This is a genomic window from Micromonospora vinacea (assembly GCF_015751785.1).
Taxonomy (GTDB): Bacteria; Actinomycetota; Actinomycetes; order Mycobacteriales; family Micromonosporaceae; genus Micromonospora; species Micromonospora vinacea.
Genome location: NZ_JADOTY010000001.1, coordinates 6743273 through 6761090, shown reverse-complemented (window position 1 = coordinate 6761090; position 17818 = coordinate 6743273). Strand labels below are relative to the sequence as shown.

Here is a 17818-nt window from a genome sequence, read left to right as displayed (position 1 = left end):
CGGCCGGAGTACTTAAGAACTTCTAACGGCCGCTGTGGTGGCTGCCGGTGGAGCGGAGTGACCGGTGACCGCCTTGCTGATCCGGCTCGTTGTCCGCCACCGGATTGCCCAGCTGGGTCACCCAGTCGACGAACTCCGCGTCCTGTCTCGGCAGCGGCTCGCCGTCCGCCGGGGTGCGCGCGCCGTTCCCGTCGGCCCGGGACTTGTTGCGCCGGAACAGGCCCAGCCGCCCGCTGGCCCGTCCCGCCTCGACGACGGATGCCGGGTGGGCCGGCGCGGGGTCGGTCCCGGCGGGGCGGGCCGGCGCGGCATCGGTCGTGCGCGTCGGCCCGGCGCGCCGGGCGGTCGCGAGGGCGTCCCAGTTCGCGGCCCGGCTCAGGTTGGGTAGTGGCGGCCGGAGCCGAGGTGGGAGCGCCGGTTCGGGCCTCTCTTGCGTGCCGGCTGACTGGGTCGCCTCGGCACCCGGAGCGGGCTCGGCCGAGGGCGGCACCCGCCGCGCCGGAACGACCGGCCAGATCGCCTGAACCCGCGTCCGGTCGGTCTTCGGCGGCTGGTACATCCGGAGGGTCCCCGGAGCGACGAGGCCCCCGTCGGGCGGCATCCCTTCGGGCTCGGTGTTGTCGACCTCCGCCTCCGCCGTCCCGGAGCCGTCCCCGCCAGGTCCCGCGGGAAGGTGGGCCGCCGTCGCGGAGGCCGGTTCCGATGTCGCCGGGGTGTCGTCGAGGTCGGCCACTGTGGCGAGGTCGGCGGGTGCGGCCAATGCGGCGGTAACAACCGGTGCACCGAAGCCCAGCGGTTCGGCTGCGGTCGGGAGCTTCGCTGCGGTCGCGCCGGCGACCGGCCCCGTGCCGGCCAGGTCGACGGGCTCCGGCTCGTCGGTTGTACCACCAACGGCCGGCCTCGTGGCCTGCCGCACGGCGGGACCGGCGGCCAGCGGGCCGAGGATGTCGGCTGACTCGGCGACCCGTGCTTCGGCGGTGCGCGGCAGGAGCGGCCATCGGAACGACGCGGCGGCGGCCGAGCCGAGCACACCGGCGGCGACGGCGAGCAGCGCCCCGTAGTACGGCGTGATCTGGTACCGGTCGACGGCGTCGCCGGGACCGGCGGTCAGATAGGTGAACGCGACCAGCATCGTGCCGGCCGCGCCGGTCACGCCGTTGACCAGCGGCGGATGCCCGCGCCAGCGGGCCAGCCCGCTGGTCGCCGCGCCGATGAGCAGGGCCACCGACGGCAGAGTCAGGATCGCCAGCCGGTGTGCCGCGTCGGCGTCGAGCCAGGCCGGCTCCAGCACACCGAGCCGTACGGTGGGCAACGGCCCGGCGGTTGCGAGCGACGGGACGACCGAGACGAGCGCCAGCAGCCAAACGACGCCGCCCACTGCTGCCATGTTCCAACCCAGCGGCGGCTTCACCAGTACGGCGATCGCGGCACCCGCGCCAACCAGCGCGCCGAGGGTCGCGCAGATGCCGAGGGCCCAGATCGGGTCCACAGAGAAGCGCTCGGCGGCCTGGGCCGGCCGGATGCAGAGCGGCGCCACGACGGTGGCGCCCAGTGCGGCGGCGGCGGCGACGGCCACCAATCTGCCCGTGCTCCCCAGCGCCCCGTACCGGCGGGCCAGGCGTGCGGCGACGACGGTGCCGGCTACGGCGGCGTGTGCCGCGAACCAGGCCACCCAGACGAGCTGTGCAGGCCACTGGTTGACGGCGGCGCCGGTGGAGGCGCCGGCGAGCTGGACGATGCCGAGGCTGAACGCGATGCCGAGTTGACCGGCACCGGCGAGCATGCCCATCCCGAGCGCTGTGAGCAACAGGTTACGCGTTGTGCGAGCGAACATGTCCGGCACGTTACGCACCTAGTGCGGCTATTTTTACGGAATTGCGGTTTTCGCGTCCGACCGCCGTGCCAGCTTTGCCTCAGTTCGACCAGGCGCGATGCACCTGGTGCCGCCCACATTGCTGAGCATGTGGACGCTGTCCGGGTCGCGACAGATGACGCCGGCGGTGGGTGCGAGCCGGCTCCCACCCACCGCTGCGCGTCGATGGTGCGACCAAGCGATCGGGCTCAGCAGCGTGGTCACACTCGATGTGGCAGGGTCATGCGGAGTTGCGCCACTTGCGGCCGTGCCGGCCGATGAGCCGGTCGGCGTCGGTCGGGCCCCAGGAGGCGGCCTCGTAGGTGGGGATCGGCGAGTTGTCCTTCTCCCAGTTGTCGATGATCGGGTCGACGATCCGCCAGCACTGCTGCACCTCGTCGCTGCGGATGAACAGCGACGCGTCACCGATCAACGCGTCCAGGAGCAGACGCTCGTACGCCTCCGGGGACTCCTCGACGAACGTCTGGTCGTAGGAGAACTCCATTGTGGCGGTGCGGACCCGGAACGAGTGGCCCGGCACTTTGGCACCGAAGCGCAGCGAGATGCCCTCGTTCGGCTGGATCCGCAGGATCAGCGCGTCAGCATCGAGGCCGGTGAGCTGGTCGGTCGGGATCGGCAGGTGCGGCGGCCGCTGGAACTGCAGTGCCACCTCGGTGAGCCGGGCCGGCAGCCGCTTGCCGGTGCGTACGTAGAACGGCACCCCGGCCCAGCGCCAGTTGTCCACGTTGAGCCGCATCGCGGCGTAGGTCTCGGTCCGCGACAGGGGGTCGACGCCGGCCTCGTCGCGGTAGCCGGCCATCAGTTCCTCCCGCGTGCCGCCCCGGGTGTACTGTCCCCGGACCGCGGCCTCGGCGATGTCCCGGTCGGTGGGGAGCCGGATCGCCTGCAGCAGTTTCACCTTTTCGTTGCGTAGGCCCTCAGCCTCGAATGAGGCCGGTGGCTCCATCAGTGCCAGCGCGAGAACCTGGAGCACGTGGTTCTGCACGATGTCCCGCATCGCGCCGGCGTCCTCGTAGAAGCCACCGCGGCTGCCGACGCCGAGGGTCTCGGCGACGGTGATCTGCACATGGTCGACCCAGGAGCGATCCCAGATGGGCTGGAAGATCGAGTTCGCGAAGCGCAGCGCCAGCACGTTCTGGACGGTGTCCTTGCCCAGATAGTGATCGATACGAAAGACCTGGTGCTCGTCGAACGCGCTGTGCACGACGCCGTCGAGCTCGCGGGCCGTGACCAGGTCGCGCCCGTACGGCTTCTCGATGACCAGGCGGGAGAAGGAGCCTTCGCGTGGCTGGTTGAGCCCGACACCGGCCAGTCCGTGGATCACCGGCTCGAACGCCCCGGCCGGAGTGGACAGGTAGAAGAGCCGGTTGCCGGAGGTGCCCCGCTGTGCGTCCAACTCGTCGAGGGTCTCCACGAGCCGCTTGTAGGTCTCCGGGTCGTCGTAGCCGCCGGCCACGTACCGCACGCCGCCCTGGAGCTGGCGCTTGCTGGCGAGGGTGCGTTCGCCGAGGGCGCTCTCGGCGAACTGCTCGTCGGTCATCGACGTGCGCGCGACGCCGACCAGCGCGAACTGGTCCGGGAGCCGCTCGTGCCGAGCCAGGCTCTCGATTGCGGGCAGCAGCTTACGCCGGGTCAGGTCACCGGAGGCACCGAAGATCACCAGCGTGGCCGGCGGGGCACTCCGCTCCTGGATGAGCTGAGAGGTGTGGTCCATGGTCTGCGTTCCTCCGGGCACAAGGGGTGTGGGGTCAGTGGGTGCCGTCTGTCATGCCAGGAATTGTGCGGCTATGGCGGTGGCGTCCGGGGGCCACGCGGCGTGGCCCGTTGGTCTTGGAGCTTGAGCGTCGCATGCCGGGCTGACGGGTAGGCGACTCGGTGGCGATTCGGTGCGGTCTGTCGGCGCGCGATGTGGTGGTACGAATGATCGTGGCTAGGCGGCCCGGGGCGGTCAACGGGCTCGCCGACGGCGGCGTCACTCTCGACCAGTTCGACACCGCGGGGATTGTGCCCTGGATAAGGTCCGGGTGGTTCCGTGCGGGGCCGGAGGCTCAGGACAGGAAGCGGTGCAGCGCTGCGGTCAGGTCGTCGGGGTTCTCCTCGGCGACGTGGTGGCCGGACTCAATCGAGTACCCGCGGAGATCGGCGGCCCAGGGGCGCCAGATGGCTAACGGATCGCCGTACAGGTCTTCCAGGTCGTCCCGGGTCGACCACAGCAGCAGAGTGGGGCAGCGGACAGTGCGGCCGTCGCGCCGGTCGGCTTCCTCGTGCGCTCGGTCGACGCCGAGGCCGGCCCGGTAGTCCTCCAGCATGGCCCGCACGGTGGCCGCATCGTGGATGGCCTGCCGGAACTCCTGGTAGTTCTCGGCTCCCATGCTCTCGGGCCGGGCCTTACCGGCGTACCAGGCATCGGGGTCGGCGGCGATGGCTCGCTCCGGCTTGTCCGGCTGGGCAAAGAAGAACCAGTGGTACCAGTCATGGGCGAACTTCGCATCGCAGCGGGCGAGGGCCTCGCTGATGGGTACGCCGTCGATGACCACCAGATGACTGACCGGATCGGGGTGATCGAGCGCCAGGCGTAACGCCACGTACGACCCACGGTCGTGCCCGACCGTGGCGAACGCCGGGTGGCCCAGTTCAGCCATCAGCTGGACCAGGTCCGCGGCGACCACCCGTTTGGACTGCTGGGAGTGATCCGTGAGGATCGTCGCCTTGCCTGATTGCCCGTAGCCGCGCATGTCGGGGCAGACGACGGTGAACCCGCGATCAACCAGCTGCGGCGCGACTCGATGCCACGTCGATCCCGTACGCGGATGTCCGTGAATGAGGAGGACCGCAGGCCCGTGCCCCGCATACCGGACCCGGAGCTCCACCTCCCCGACGTCGATCCGCTCGTCCTCGAAACCGTCGAACATGGGCGACAAGTATCCGATCACCCGCCGAGCAAACATCCACTCATCGCCGTGACCGGGCACCGGAACTGTGCGGCGGCCGATGAGGGCGCTCGACACCCCTGGCTCACGCCGGCACCACCGCCTCAGATGCCGAATACCGGGCAACCCGTCGCCGGGGTCGGGTCGGTGTCAACGCCGCCCTGCTCAATACACTGTCAGCCCGTGATCGTGGAACTGGCCACGGACCCGATGCAGCAGCGCCTCATCCGGTGGCTGCGTGTCCGCCAGCGGGAACGGCAGGCCGAGGGCGGCGTACTTCTGAGCGCCGAGCCGGTGGAAGGGCAGCACCTCGACGCGTTCGACGGTGGGCACGTCTGCCGCGATGGATGCGACCGCGTCGACGTTGCACGGATCGTCGGTGAGGCCGGGCACGAGGACGAAACGGACCCAGATCGGCACGCCGCGGTCGGCCAGGCGGTGCGCGAACCGCACGGTCGGCGCCAGCCGCCCGGTTCGGGTCACCGTCCGGTACGTGGCCGGGTCGCCGGACTTGATGTCGAGCAGCACCAGGTCGGTGGCGTCGAGCAGGGCGTTGTCGGCGCGGTCGCCGAGCAGGCCGCTGGTGTCCAGGGCGGTGTGCAGCCGCATCTCCTTGCACTGGCGCAGCACCTCGCGGGTGAAGGCGGGCTGTTGCAGCGGTTCCCCGCCGCTGAGGGTGACGCCGCCGTGGGCGACCTTCAGGAAGCGTTCGTAGCGGCGGATCTCGGTGAGCAGGTCATCGACGGAGGTGGGTCGGCCGAAACGACGGTACTGGGTGTCGGGGCTGTGGCAGTAGAGGCAGCGCAGCGGGCAGCCGGCCAGGAACGCGACGAACCGGGTGCCCGGCCCGTCCACTCCGGTGGAGATGTCGAAGGAGTGGAGCGAGCCGGTCACCGGGGCCGTGACGGCGGTCATCACAGCGATCCGTGGAAGGTCCGGGAGATGACGTCGCGCTGCTGCTCGGGAGTGAGCCTGACGAAGTTCACCGCGTACCCGGAGACCCGGATGGTCAGCTGCGGGTACTTATCCGGGTGGGCCATGGCGTCCTCGAGTGTCGCCCGGTTCAGCACGTTGACGTTCATGTGGAAACCGCCGCTGTCGGTGTAGCCGTCGAGCACGCCGGCGAGGTTGGTGATCCGCTCGTCACGGGTGTGGCCGAGGCCGTCCGGAGCGACGGTGATCGTCAGCGAGATCCCGTCGCGCGCGCAGCGGTACGGCAGCTTGGCGACCGACAGCGCGGCGGCGACCATGCCGTGCGTGTCGCGGCCGTTCATCGGGTTCGCGCCCGGCGCGAACGGCTCACCGGCGCGTCGCCCGTCGGGCGTGTTGCCGGTGTGCCTGCCGTAGACGACGTTCGAGGTGATCGTGAGAACAGAGAGCGAAGGCTCGGCGCCCCGGTAGCTGGGCTGCCGCCGGATCTTGGCCATGAATCGTTCGACCAGGTCGACGGCGATCGCGTCGGCGCGGTCGTCGTTGTTGCCGAAGGCCGGGAAGTCTCCGTCAACGGCGTAGTCGACGGCCAGACCGTTCTCATCGCGCAGCACCTTGACATGGGCGTGCTTGATGGCGCTCAGGCTGTCCACGGCGACCGACAGGCCGGCGATGCCGGTGGCGAGGAAGCGGTGCACGGGGTAGTCGTGGAGGGCCATCTCGATGCGCTCGTAGGCGTACTTGTCGTGCATGTAGTGGATGACGTTGAGCGCGTCGACGTAGGTCTCGGCCAGCCAGTCCAGCGTCCGGTCGTACGCGGCCAGGACCTCGTCGTAGTCGAGCACGTCGTCGGCGATCGGTTCGGCGACGAAGACCTGCTCGCCGGTCATCTCGTCGCGGCCGCCGTTGATCGCGTACAACAGGGCCTTGGCGAGGTTGGCGCGGGCGCCGAAGAACTGCATGTCCTTTCCCACCCGCATGGCCGACACGCAGCAGGCGATGGCGGTGTCGTCGCTGTACGCGGGCCGGATCAGGTCGTCGTTCTCGTACTGGATGGCGCTCGTGTCGATGGAGACCTGGGCGCAGAACCGCTTGAACCCCTCGGGCAGCGCCGGCGACCACAACACTGTCAGGTTCGGCTCCGGGGCCGGACCCAGGTTGTACAGGGTCTGCAGGTAGCGGAAGCTCGTGCGGGTGACCAGCGGGCGGCCGTCGCAGCCGATTCCCCCGAGCGCCTCGGTCACCCAGGTCGGATCGCCGGAGAACAACTGGTCGTACTCGGGCGTGCGCAGGAACCGGATGATCCGCAGCTTGATGACGAAGTCGTCGACCAGCTCCTGCGCCTCCCGCTCGGTGAGCCGGCCCTCTTCGATGTCACGCTGCAGGTAGACGTCGACGAACGTGGCGGTCCGGCCCAGGGACATTGCCGCGCCGTTCTGCTCCTTGGTGGCCGCCAGGTAGGCGAAGTACAGCCACTGGATCGCCTCGTGGCCGGTGCTCGCCGGACCGGAGATGTCACATCCGTACCGGCTGGCCATCGAACGCAGCTCCTCCAGCGACCGAATCTGCTCGGCCAGCTCCTCACGGTCGCGGATCACGTCGTCCGATGACAGCTGAGCGTCGAGCGACGCCTTCACCGCCCGGCGCTCGGCGACCAGGCGGTCCACCCCGTACAGCGCGACGCGCCGGTAGTCGCCGATGATCCGGCCCCGGCCGTACGCGTCCGGCAAGCCGGTGATGATGTGCGAGCGGCGGGCGGCCTTCACGTCGGCCGGGTAGGCGTCGAAGACGCCGTCGTTGTGGGTCTTGCGGTACCGGCTGAAGATCGCCTGCACGGCCGGGTCGAGGGTGAAGCCGTACGCCTTGAGGCCGGCCTCCACCATCCGCAGCCCGCCGTTCGGCATGATCGCGCGGCGCAGCGGCGCGCTGGTCTGCAGGCCCACGATGAGCTCATGGTCCTGGTCGAGGTAGCCCGGCTCGTGTGAGGTGATCGTGGACGGGGTGTGCGCGTCCACGTCGTAGACTCCGCGACGGGTCTCCTCGACGAACATGCGCTGCAGCCGCCGCCAGATCCGTTCGGTACGGTGCGTCGGCCCGGTCAGGAACTCCGGCCCGCCGGTGTACGGCTCGATGTTGTCGTGGATGAATCCGCCGACGTCGATCGTCTCGCGCCAGCCGGTGCCGCGGAACCCTTGCCAGGCTTCGTGTGATGTGGTGGCCATTACCCCTCCTTCATCTCCTCCCAGCATTGCCGAGCGACCACTCGCGGCTTAAGGGTCAGAGGTCCCGGACGGGTCGGGACCGTCCGGGACCTCCAGGGGCGGACGGAACGCTCAGCGCTGCTCGACGAGCCGGTGTGCCCGCAACAGGTGCGCCCACCAGGGCCGGCTCGTCGAAGCGGCGCGCAGCGGTGGCCTGCCGGTGCGCTTGAGACTGATCCAGCCGCCGGGACCCATCGTCACCGTGCCGATCGCCGGGCGCCGACGCATGGCCAGGCCCGCCGACACCGCCGCGGTGGCCACCGCCGCGGTGGCCAGCGCGGCCAGCGCGACGGTGGTGGCATCCACTGCCGGCACGAAGCGTCCGTCGATGTAGGCGCCGATCTCCCGATCGCCACGGCGAACCGGTGTCACCGTCGTTGTCATCGTGACCTCCTACCGGCTGTCCGAGCCGGCCGCTGCGCTCGCGGCGCGACCGGCCTCGAGCCGGGCGATCGGCACCCGGAACGGCGAGCAGGACACGTAGTCCAGGCCGGCGTCGTGGAAGAAGCGCACCGAGGCCGGATCGCCGCCGTGCTCGCCGCACACCCCGATGGTCAGGTCGGGCCGGATGGCGCGGCCGCGTCGGACGGCGGTGCGGACGAGCTCGCCCACGCCGTCGCGGTCGATGCTCTCGAACGGTGATACCGAGAAGATGCCCAGCTCGAGGTACCGGCCGAAGAACGCGCCTTCCACGTCGTCGCGGGAGAAGCCCCATGCCATCTGGGTCAGATCGTTGGTGCCGAACGAGAAGAATTCGGCGACGCCGGCGATCTGCCCGGCGGTCAGGGCGGCCCGGGGCACCTCGATCATGGTGCCGAGCCGGATCGGCGGCGCACCGGGCACGCTCGCCAGCACCGACTCCGCTTCCGCGCGTACCGTCTCGAGTTCTTGAACCGCTCCGACCAGCGGAACCATGATCTCCGGCTGGGGGTCGCCGCCTGCGGCGATGCGAGCGGCCGCGGCCTGCGCGATCGCGCGGACCTGCATGGCGAACAGACCCGGGATCACCAGGCCCAGGCGTACGCCGCGCAGCCCGAGCATCGGGTTCTGCTCGTGCATGCGCCGCACCGCGGTCAGCAGTGTGCGGTCGTGGCCCGGGTCCACGCCGAGCGCCTCTGCGTGGGCCACCCGGGCGGTCAGCTCCTCCAGCGGGGGCAGGAACTCGTGCAGCGGTGGGTCGATGAGCCGCACGGTCACCGGCAGCCCGTCCATCGCGGCGAACAGCTCCTCGAAGTCGGCCCGCTGCAAGGGCAGCAGCGTCTGGAGGGCTTCGGAGCGGGCGGTGGCGTCCTCGGCCAGGATCAGCCGCTCGACCAGCCGACGGCGGTCGCCGAGGAACATGTGCTCGGTGCGGCACAAGCCGACCCCGGTGGCGCCGAAGCGGCGGGCTCGGGTGGCGTCGACGGCGGTGTCGGCGTTGGCGTGCACGTCGAGCCGGGCCTGGTGATCGGCGTGGGCCATCAGCCGCTCCACCGCGGAGAGCAGCGGGTCGCCGTGCGCCGCCAGCTCGCCCTCGAAGTACCGCACCACCGCGGAGGGCCGCACGGCGACCGATCCCGGGTAGACGTTCCCGGTGGTGCCGTCGATCGAGATGATGTCACCGGCGTGCAGGGTGCGACCCGCCACGGTGACGGCGTCGCCGTCGATGCGTAGTTCCTCGGTGCCGCAGACACACGTCTTGCCCATGCCGCGGGCGACCACCGCGGCGTGTGACGTCTTGCCGCCGCGCGAGGTCAGGATGCCTTGAGCAGCGATCATGCCGGGCAGGTCGTCGGGATTGGTCTCCCGGCGCACCAGGATGACCGGCTCGGTCGCCGCCACCGCGGCGGCCGAGTCGAAGACGATCGCGCCGACCGACGCGCCCGGAGAGGCCGGCACGCCGGTGGTCAGCGGTGGGGGAGCGGCGGTGGTGTCGAAACTGGGGAACATCAGCTGGGCCAGTTGCTCACCGGTGACCCGCTGCAGTGCCTCATGCAGGGTGATGCGGCCCTCGTCGACCAACTGGGCGGCGATGACGAACGCGGCGGCCGGGGTGCGCTTGCCGACCCGGGTCTGCAGCATCCACAACCTGCCGTTCTCGATGGTGAACTCGATGTCGCACAGGTCGCGGTAACGCTGCTCGAGCCGCTGCATGATCGACAGCAGCTGCCGATGGCTCGCTGGATCGATGGCGGCGAGCTGGGCCAGCGGCACAGCGTTGCGGATCCCGGCGACCACGTCCTCCCCCTGAGCGTTGCGCAGGTAGTCGCCGTAGACGCCATGCCGTCCGGTGGCCGGGTCCCGGGTGAAGGCGACCCCGGTTCCGGAGTTCTCCCCGCGGTTGCCGAAGACCATCGCCATGACGTTGACCGCGGTGCCCAGGTCCTGCGGGATGCGCTCCTGCCGGCGGTACAGGATGGCGCGTTCGGCGTTCCACGAGCGGAACACCGCTGCGATCGCCAGGAACAGCTGTTCGTGCGGTGCCTGTGGAAAGTCTCGGCCGGTGTGCTGGTGGAACACCTTCTTGTACGCGTGTACCAGGTCCTGTAGTTGAGTCGTGCCGAGTTCCGGGTCCGTTGCGACGCCCGCGATCGACCGCGCGGCCGTCAGCTCCTCTTCGAAAGCTTCGCCGGGAACGTCGAAAACCGTCTTGCCGAACATCTGGATCAGGCGCCGGTACGAGTCCCAGGCGAACCGCTGATCCGCGCTCTGCCGGCCGAGGCCGACCACGCTCGCGTCGTTCAGGCCGATGTCCAGGATTGTCTCCATCATTCCCGGCATCGAGAACTTGGCACCGGACCGCACCGACAGCAACAGCGGATCTGCGGCGTCACCGAAGGTCTTGCCCATCCGGTTCTGCATTAGCCGCAGGTGGTGTTGGACCTCGGTGAGCAGGCCCGCGGGCATCGTGCCGGTGCGCAGGTAGGCGCGGCACGCCTCGGTGGTGACGGTGAACCCTGGCGGCACCGGCAGGCCCATCAGGGTCATCTCGGCCAGGTTGGCGCCCTTGCCGCCGAGCAGGTCCTTGAGGTCCTTGTTGCCGTCGGTGAAGTCGTAGACGTATCGGGTCATGGCACTTGTCACCCCTTCCCTTTTCTTCCTTTGTAGACCGGTCGGGGTTCTTCGCCGTAGGGCCGGACGACCCCCATCGACGGGCCGTGGCGCGACGCGCGTGGTGACGCGCTCTTTCGGCCCTGACCTGCGTCTTTGCGGGCCTCTACCGTCACAGGTGGGAAGCGGGGAGGCGGGTGGCTGACCGCCACCCGCCTCGAGGTCCCGCCGCTGCCGCCGGGCATCGCCGGGAGACGGCGGCGCCCGCCGGCGCCACCGTCTCGGTGAAGCTCAGCCGCGTGCGGCCCAGTCGCCGAGCGCCCAGTCGCGGACCTCGGGCATGTCCTCCAGGTGCTCCACCACGTACGCCTCGTGGCGGTCGAGCTGACTCTGGCACCAGGCCTTGAGGTCCGCGGCGCCGCGGGGGAGGCGCCTGGCGTTGTTGATGGCGTCCATCACGAGGTGGTACCGCGACGCCTTGTTGCGCACCGTCATGTCGAACGGGGTGGTGGTCGTGCCCTGCTCGATGAAGCCGCGGACGCGGAACCGGTCCGCGTCCGGGCGGCCGTGCACGAGCTGGTGGATCGCGCCGGGGTAGCCGTGGAAGGAGAACACCACGTCGACGGTGTCGGTGAACAGCTCGGTGAACAAGGTCTCGTTCATGCCGTGCGGGTGGTCCTTGGGCCGGACCAGGGTCATCAGGTCGACCACGTTGACCACGCGGACCTTGAAGCCGGGCAACCGGTCGCGCAGGATCTGTGCGGCCGCGACCGTCTCCATGGTGACGACGTCGCCGGCGCAGGCGAGGACGATGTCGGGGTCGCCGGTGCCGTCGTCGGTGCCGGCCCAGTCCCAGACGCCCGCGCCGCGGGCGCAGTGCTCGATCGCCTCGTCCATGGAGAGGTACTGCAGCTGCGGCTGCTTGTCGATCACGATCAGGTTGATGTAGGACCGCGACCGGAAGCAGTGGTCGGCCACCGACAGCAGGGTGTTGGCGTCCGGCGGCAGGTACACCCGGGCGACGTCGCCGCGCTGGGTCAGCACCACCTGGATCAGGCCGGGCCCCTGGTGGGAGAAGCCGTTGTGGTCGTTGCGCCACGCCGTCGAGGTGAGCAGCACGTTGAGGCTGGGGACCTTCTCGCGCCACGGCAGATTCTTGGCCTCCTGCAACCACTTGCCGTGCTGCACGGTTTGGGAGGCGCTGACCATGGCGAACGCCTCGTACGTGGCGAACATGCCGTGCCGACCGGTCAGGTTGTAGCCCTCCAGCCAGCCGTGGCAGTTGTGCTCGCTGAGCACCTCCATGACCCGGCCGTGGCGGCTGATCGCCACATCCTCTGACGTCACGCGCTCCATGAAGGCGCGGTCGGAGACCTCGAAGACGGAACCGAGCCGGTTGCTGTTGGTCTCGTCGGGGCAGAACAACCGGAACCGGTCGGCGTTGCGGGCGTAGATGTCACGCATCATCTCGCCCAGCTTGCGCGTCGACTCGGCCCGCCGCTGCGCGGGCCGGGGCACGTCGACCGCGTAGGCACGGAAGTCCGGCAGGTCCAGATCCCGGGTCAGCACCCCGCCGTTGGCATGCGGGCTGGCGCTCATCCGTAGGTCACCGTCGGGAGCCTGGTCCCGGATCAACGCCACGGGCGCGCCGGCGGAATCGAACAGCTCCTCCGGACGGTACGACTTGAGCCAGCGTTCGAGCAGTGCGAGGTGCTCCGGGTTCTCCTTGACGCCGGACAGCGGCACCTGGTGCGACCGCCAGGTCCCGGTGACGGTGATCCCGTCGACGGAGTCCGGCCCGGTCCAGCCCTTCGGTGACCGCAGGATGATCAGCGGCCAGGCCGGGCGGGTACCGTCCCAGGAACCGTCGCGCGCGGCGGTCTGGATGTCGCGGATCCTCGTCCAGGCAGTGACGAGGGCGGCGGCGAAGCGGTGGTGCATGCCGGGCAGGTCGGAGCCCTCGACCTCGATGACGTCGTAGCCGTGGCCACGCAGCAGGTTGCGTACCTCCTCGGGATCCTTGCGCCCCAGCACGGTGGGGCCGGAGATCTTGGCGTCGTTGAGGTGCAGGATCGGCAGGACCGCGCCGTCGCGCTCGGGGTTGAGAAAGGACACGCCCTTCCAGGAGCCCTCGAGGGGCCCGGTCTCGGCCTCACCGTCGCCCACCACCGCGATGGCCAGCAGGTCCGGGTTGTCCATGACCGCGCCGAACGCGTGGACCAGGACATAGCCCAGTTCGCCGCCCTCGTGGATGGAGCCGGGGGTGGTCACCGACACGTGCGACGGGATACCGCCCGGGCTGGAGAACTGCCGGAACAGGCGCAGCATCCCGGCCTCATCCTGACTGACGTCCGGGTAGATCTCGCTGTAGGTGCCTTCCAGGTAGCCGGCGGCCACCAGTGCCGGGCCGCCGTGACCCGGACCGGCCAGGTAGATCGCCTGCTGACCGGTGTGCCGGATCAGCCGGGAGACGTGCGCGTAGATCAGCGACAGACCGGGGCTGGTTCCCCAGTGACCGAGCAGGCGCGGCTTGATGTGCTCAGCCGACAGCGGCTCGCGCAGCAACGGGTTGCCCTGCAGGTAAATCTGCCCGATGGTCAGGTAGTTGTTCGCCCGCCACCACGCGTCCAGACGGGCGAGTTCGGTGTCGTCGAGCTCGGCGAGCGTACGGGGCTCGGATACGACCGCGGTCACGGCGGCTCCTTTCACAGATCTCGGCTTGTCAGGAGTCACGCTAGGCCCGGCCGACGTCGCCCCCAAGGGCCAGAAGCCGTCCGCCGAGGGACGTTCGGCCCCCAGCTCCGGGACCTCAGGGCACCGCCGGTCTGATCAGGAATACCGGGTAATCCGGCGCGATCGTCATGAACTCAGGGAGTGAGGAATGCCGATCGACCGGGAAGTGCGGGCGGGCGCCCGGTGCCTTGGCGAGATACTCGCGCAGGATCGGCGCTCGTTCCGCCACGTCCACCTCGACCAACCGGACCGACTCCCGCCGGCCACGCCGAAGGGTGGCCGCACCGTCGGCAGCCCGCACGTTGGCCACCCAGTTGGCCCGGCGCCCGAGCATCGAGACCAGGTAGCGCTCCCCGCCATGAATGGTCATCACCAACGGCACGGCCACCGTCCGCCCGCTTCTGCGGCCGACCACTTCCACTGTCACCCAGCCCGACGGTGCCAGGAATCCGCTGCTGTGCTGGGCAGCGGCGATCCGGTTGAGCACCCGCGCCAGGCGACCGGGGCGTCCTCCCCGGTACATCCGGGCGCGCCATGATCGTCGAATGGTCACTGGTCGCTCCTTCGCAGAAACTCGGACAGCGGCCGGCGCGGTGTCACCGCGGCCTGTGGTCCGTATCCGATCCGGATGATCGTCCTGCTTCGATCCTCGGACTGCCTACGCCGACGGGGTAGAGCGTGACGTCCCGTCGCCGCAGGTCCTCCGGCCCTCGCCGGCCGAGCTGGTGCAGGGCGAACCGGCCTCGCGTGCGGTTGTCGATATTCGAGCCGCGACGCCTACTCCTTCACACCGATGTTGTCGATCGGAGGAGCGCCGAGCAGGCGTCGGACGGGCCACACAGTCGTTGCCAACGCCAGCAGTGTCGTGCCGCCGAGCACCGCCACCCAACCGAGCGGCGGGACGTACGGGATCGGGCTGCCGGTCAGTCCGTTGACGATCGCGCTCAGGGTCAGCGCCGCGATCGTCACGCCGATCAGCACCGCGGTGCCGAGCAGCCCGGCCTGTTCGGCCTGGACCATCCTCCGGATCTGACGGCGGGTGACCCCGACCAGTTGTAGCAACGCCAGCTCGCGGCGGCGGGCCAACGCGGCCAGCACCATCGTGGTGGCCGCCGCCAGCGCCGCGTACCCCACCATCACGCCGATCAGCAGCCGGTTCAGCCAGGCGCCGAACGCCATGTCGGTGCTGATCAGGCGCGTACGGGTGGCGGCGTCGAGAACCTGGGCGCCCGGGTGCCCAGCCGACCAGGTGGCCAACGCGGTGTCGGCCTCCGGGCCGGCGCTGACCAGGATCTCGTCGTCGGTACCCCCGGCCGTGTGCCCGGCGACCGTCTCGGCGGCCAGCGTGACGTCGCCGAAGCCGAGGCCACGGCCGTAGATCGCGATGACGTCCAACGTGACTGGGGTGCCGTCGCCCAGCCAGAGTTGCGCCTGGTCGCCGACGTCCCAGCCGGAAGTGGACGCCTGCATCGCCGACAGGGCGACAGTGCCGGCGCGCAGCTCGGCCAGGTTGCCCTCGCGCACGGCGAGGTCCATCGTCGACGTGATGCCCGCCGGGTCGACCGACTGCGCGCTGACCGGCTCGATTCCGCCGAGCGCCCGCACCACCACCTGCGTACGGTGCACACCGGTGGCCGCCTGCACCCCGGGCAACTCACGGATCTCCCGCGCCGCGTCCTTCGGCAGCCCACCCGGAGCGACAAGCACCCGCTCGGCGAGGGTTCCCGCGCTGCTCTGCGTGGTGGTCTGCCGTTCCAGGTTGTTCTGCAGGAACCACACCGAGCCGCCGAACCCCACTGACAGCACGAGGGCGGTCAGGACGGTCGCCATGCCCTGCGCGTTGGCCCGCAGGTTGGCTGCGGCCAGGTAGCCGCTGACCCGCCACATCCGCGGCAACAACGGTGTGAGCAGGCGTGCCGCGTACGCGTTGATCCTCGGTGCGAGCAGCGCCACCGCGATGACGAACAGGTACAGCATGCCGACCGCGCCGGCCAGAGCCCCGGTCGACCCGGCGGCACCGAGCGTGAACGCCCCGGAGGCGCCGGCCGCCGCCAGCGTCAGCACGCCGGCGCTCAGCCGCACCCGGCCGCTACGCCGAGGCTCGACAGCGATCTCGCCGAGCGCCTCGATCGGCTTGATCCCGGTGACCCGGCGTGCCGCGAGCACCGCGGCGAGCACCGCCACGAGGACCGCCACGAGGACCGCGGCCGGCACCGCGAACAGGCCGTCGGCCATCGGGAAGCTGGCCGGCACGAACCCCCGTCCGACCAGCTCGCCGTGCACCCAACGGGCCGCCAGCAGGCCGGCCGGGCCGCCGATCGCAGAGCCGAGCAGGGCGAGCAGCGTGGCCTCGGCGACAAGCATGCGACGCACCTGCCCCGGCGTGGCCGCGACCGCGCGCAGTAACGCCAGGTCACGTCGACGGTGCCGGACGGACAGCCCGATGGTGCCGGCCACCACGAAGACGATCAGCAGGACGACGTACCCCCCGAAAACCGATCCGACCTCGATCAGCAACGTCTGGGCGGCCTGGTCCTCCGACTGCTCGACGTTCCCACGGTCTTTCCCGGCGTACGTCGTGGCGCCGGCCGCCGACGCGATCTCGCGTACCGCGCCGAGGTCGGCGCCGGGCACCATCCGCACGCCGATCGCATCCACCCGGCCCGGATGGGCGGACAACCGGGCGGCCTGCGCGTCGCTGAAGAACACCGCCGCCGAACCGGTCTCGGCGGTTCCGCTCACCCGGTACGACCGGCTGACCCCGCCGACGACCAGGTCGATGCGGTCGCCCGGTGCCACGCCGAGACGGGTGTCGACAAGCACCTCGTCGTCGGCCCGTGGCGCGGCACCCGCGGCGATGGGACGACCGGTGAAGGCGTACGTGTCCCAGCCGTGTCCCACGGCAGCGGGTGAGCCGATCAGCAGCCCTTCGTCGCCGGTGACGGCCGCGACGCCCGGCACCTGGCGGATCTGCTCCACCAGGGCCGCGTCCACAGTGCCGCCCTCGGGCAGCGTGACGGTGCTCGTGGTGGTGTCGCCGCCGAACTCTTTGAACGTGTGGCTGACCGTGCGGTTGGCGACGACCACGTCGGCCGTTGCCCAGAGCCGTGGCTCCGGGCGGAAACGCAGCCCGGACTCGACGAGCGTGCCCATCGCCACCAGGATCAGCACGCCGGCGATCAGGGCCAGCAGGGTCGCGGCGGCCGGGCCGGCGCGGTGCCGCAGCAGGCGGGCGGCGAGGCCGATCATCGGAGGACCCGCCGATCCAGCGAAGCCAGGTGCTCGGCGATACCGGCGGCTCCGAGCTGCGGAAGGTCGGCGACTATCGCACCGTCGGCCAACACGAGCACGCGGTCCGCGTACGACGCGGCGATCGGATCGTGGGTCACCATCACCACGGTCAGCCCGTGTTCGTCCACGACCGCGCGAAGCAGCGTCAGCACCTCCGCCGCGGTCCGCGAGTCGAGGGCGCCGGTGGGCTCGTCTGAGAAGATCACCTCGGGGCGGGTGGCCAGCGCCCGGGCGATCGCCACCCGCTGCTGCTGGCCGCCGGAGAGCGCGGCCGGCCGGTGGTGCAGTCGGTCGGTGAGGCCGACCCGCTCGACCACCTGGGTCAGCCAGGCCCGGTCCGGACGGACGCCGGCCAGGCGCAGGGGCAGCACGATGTTCTCCTCGACGGTGAGCGCGCCGATCAGGTTGAATGCCTGGAAGACGAACCCGATCCGGGTACGACGCAGCTCGGTCAGGCGGGTCTCGGACAGCCCGGACAGGTCGGTGCCTCCGATGACCACCCGACCGGAGGTGGGCCGGTCGAGCCCGGCCGCAGTCTGCAGCAGCGTGCTCTTGCCGGAGCCCGAGGGTCCCATCACCGCGGTGAAGGTGCCCCGGTCGAAGCCGACATCGATGCCCGCGAGCGCAGTCACCTGGTTACGGCCGGCGCCGTACACCCGGGTGAGGTGTTCGACGCGTACCGCCGGTTCGATGGTCTGTCCCGGATAATCCGGCATTCTGGTGGCCTCTCTCCGTGTCATCGGCAAGAACTGCGCGCACCAGAAACGCTA

General features: G+C 70.5%; 11 protein-coding genes. All 11 read right to left on the bottom strand.

Annotation, left to right across the window (positions count from 1 at the left end; all coding sequences use genetic code 11):
* Positions 1 to 22: 22 nt before the first annotated feature.
* The gene (locus tag IW249_RS31500; protein WP_196924117.1) at positions 23 to 1834 is read right to left on the bottom strand and encodes a hypothetical protein; all 1812 of its coding nucleotides are present in this window, start codon (positions 1832 to 1834) and stop codon (positions 23 to 25) included.
* Between the two features lie 259 nt (positions 1835 to 2093).
* Positions 2094 to 3587 (bottom strand): glucose-6-phosphate dehydrogenase, encoded by a 1494-nt coding sequence (gene zwf / locus IW249_RS31495; RefSeq protein ID WP_196924116.1) that lies wholly within the window; start codon positions 3585 to 3587, stop codon positions 2094 to 2096.
* Between the two features lie 334 nt (positions 3588 to 3921).
* Positions 3922 to 4881: an alpha/beta fold hydrolase gene (locus IW249_RS31490; protein ID WP_307788770.1), complete on the bottom strand. Its 960-nt coding sequence runs from the start codon at positions 4879 to 4881 to the stop codon at positions 3922 to 3924.
* 87 nt (positions 4882 to 4968) lie between these two features.
* Entirely contained in the window at positions 4969 to 5718 is a 750-nt protein-coding gene (gene pflA, locus IW249_RS31485) for a pyruvate formate-lyase-activating protein (protein WP_196924115.1), read from the bottom strand.
* Positions 5718 to 7955, bottom strand: a complete 2238-nt coding sequence (gene pflB, locus IW249_RS31480; RefSeq protein WP_196924114.1) for a formate C-acetyltransferase — start codon at positions 7953 to 7955, stop codon at positions 5718 to 5720. Before pflB ends, pflA begins: the two co-directional genes overlap by 1 nt.
* Before the next feature lie 111 nt (positions 7956 to 8066).
* A complete protein-coding gene (locus tag IW249_RS31475) occupies positions 8067 to 8378 on the bottom strand; it encodes a hypothetical protein (protein WP_196924113.1) in 312 nt (103 codons plus the stop codon).
* Positions 8379 to 8387: 9 nt separating this feature from the next.
* Entirely contained in the window at positions 8388 to 11045 is a 2658-nt protein-coding gene (gene ppdK, locus IW249_RS31470) for a pyruvate, phosphate dikinase (RefSeq protein ID WP_196924112.1), read from the bottom strand.
* Positions 11046 to 11315: 270 nt separating this feature from the next.
* Entirely contained in the window at positions 11316 to 13718 is a 2403-nt protein-coding gene (locus tag IW249_RS31465) for a phosphoketolase family protein (RefSeq protein ID WP_196924111.1), read from the bottom strand.
* 115 nt (positions 13719 to 13833) lie between these two features.
* Complete coding sequence (locus tag IW249_RS31460) at positions 13834 to 14310, bottom strand: nitroreductase/quinone reductase family protein (protein ID WP_307788769.1); 477 nt, start codon at positions 14308 to 14310, stop codon at positions 13834 to 13836.
* A gap of 224 nt (positions 14311 to 14534) precedes the next feature.
* Positions 14535 to 17006 (bottom strand): ABC transporter permease, encoded by a 2472-nt coding sequence (locus tag IW249_RS31455; RefSeq protein WP_196924110.1) that lies wholly within the window; start codon positions 17004 to 17006, stop codon positions 14535 to 14537.
* Positions 17003 to 17764 carry an ABC transporter ATP-binding protein gene (locus tag IW249_RS31450; RefSeq protein ID WP_091404619.1) on the bottom strand — a complete coding sequence of 254 codons (762 nt, stop codon included), beginning with the start codon at positions 17762 to 17764 and terminating at the stop codon, positions 17003 to 17005. Before IW249_RS31450 ends, IW249_RS31455 begins: the two co-directional genes overlap by 4 nt.
* Positions 17765 to 17818 lie beyond the last annotated feature (54 nt).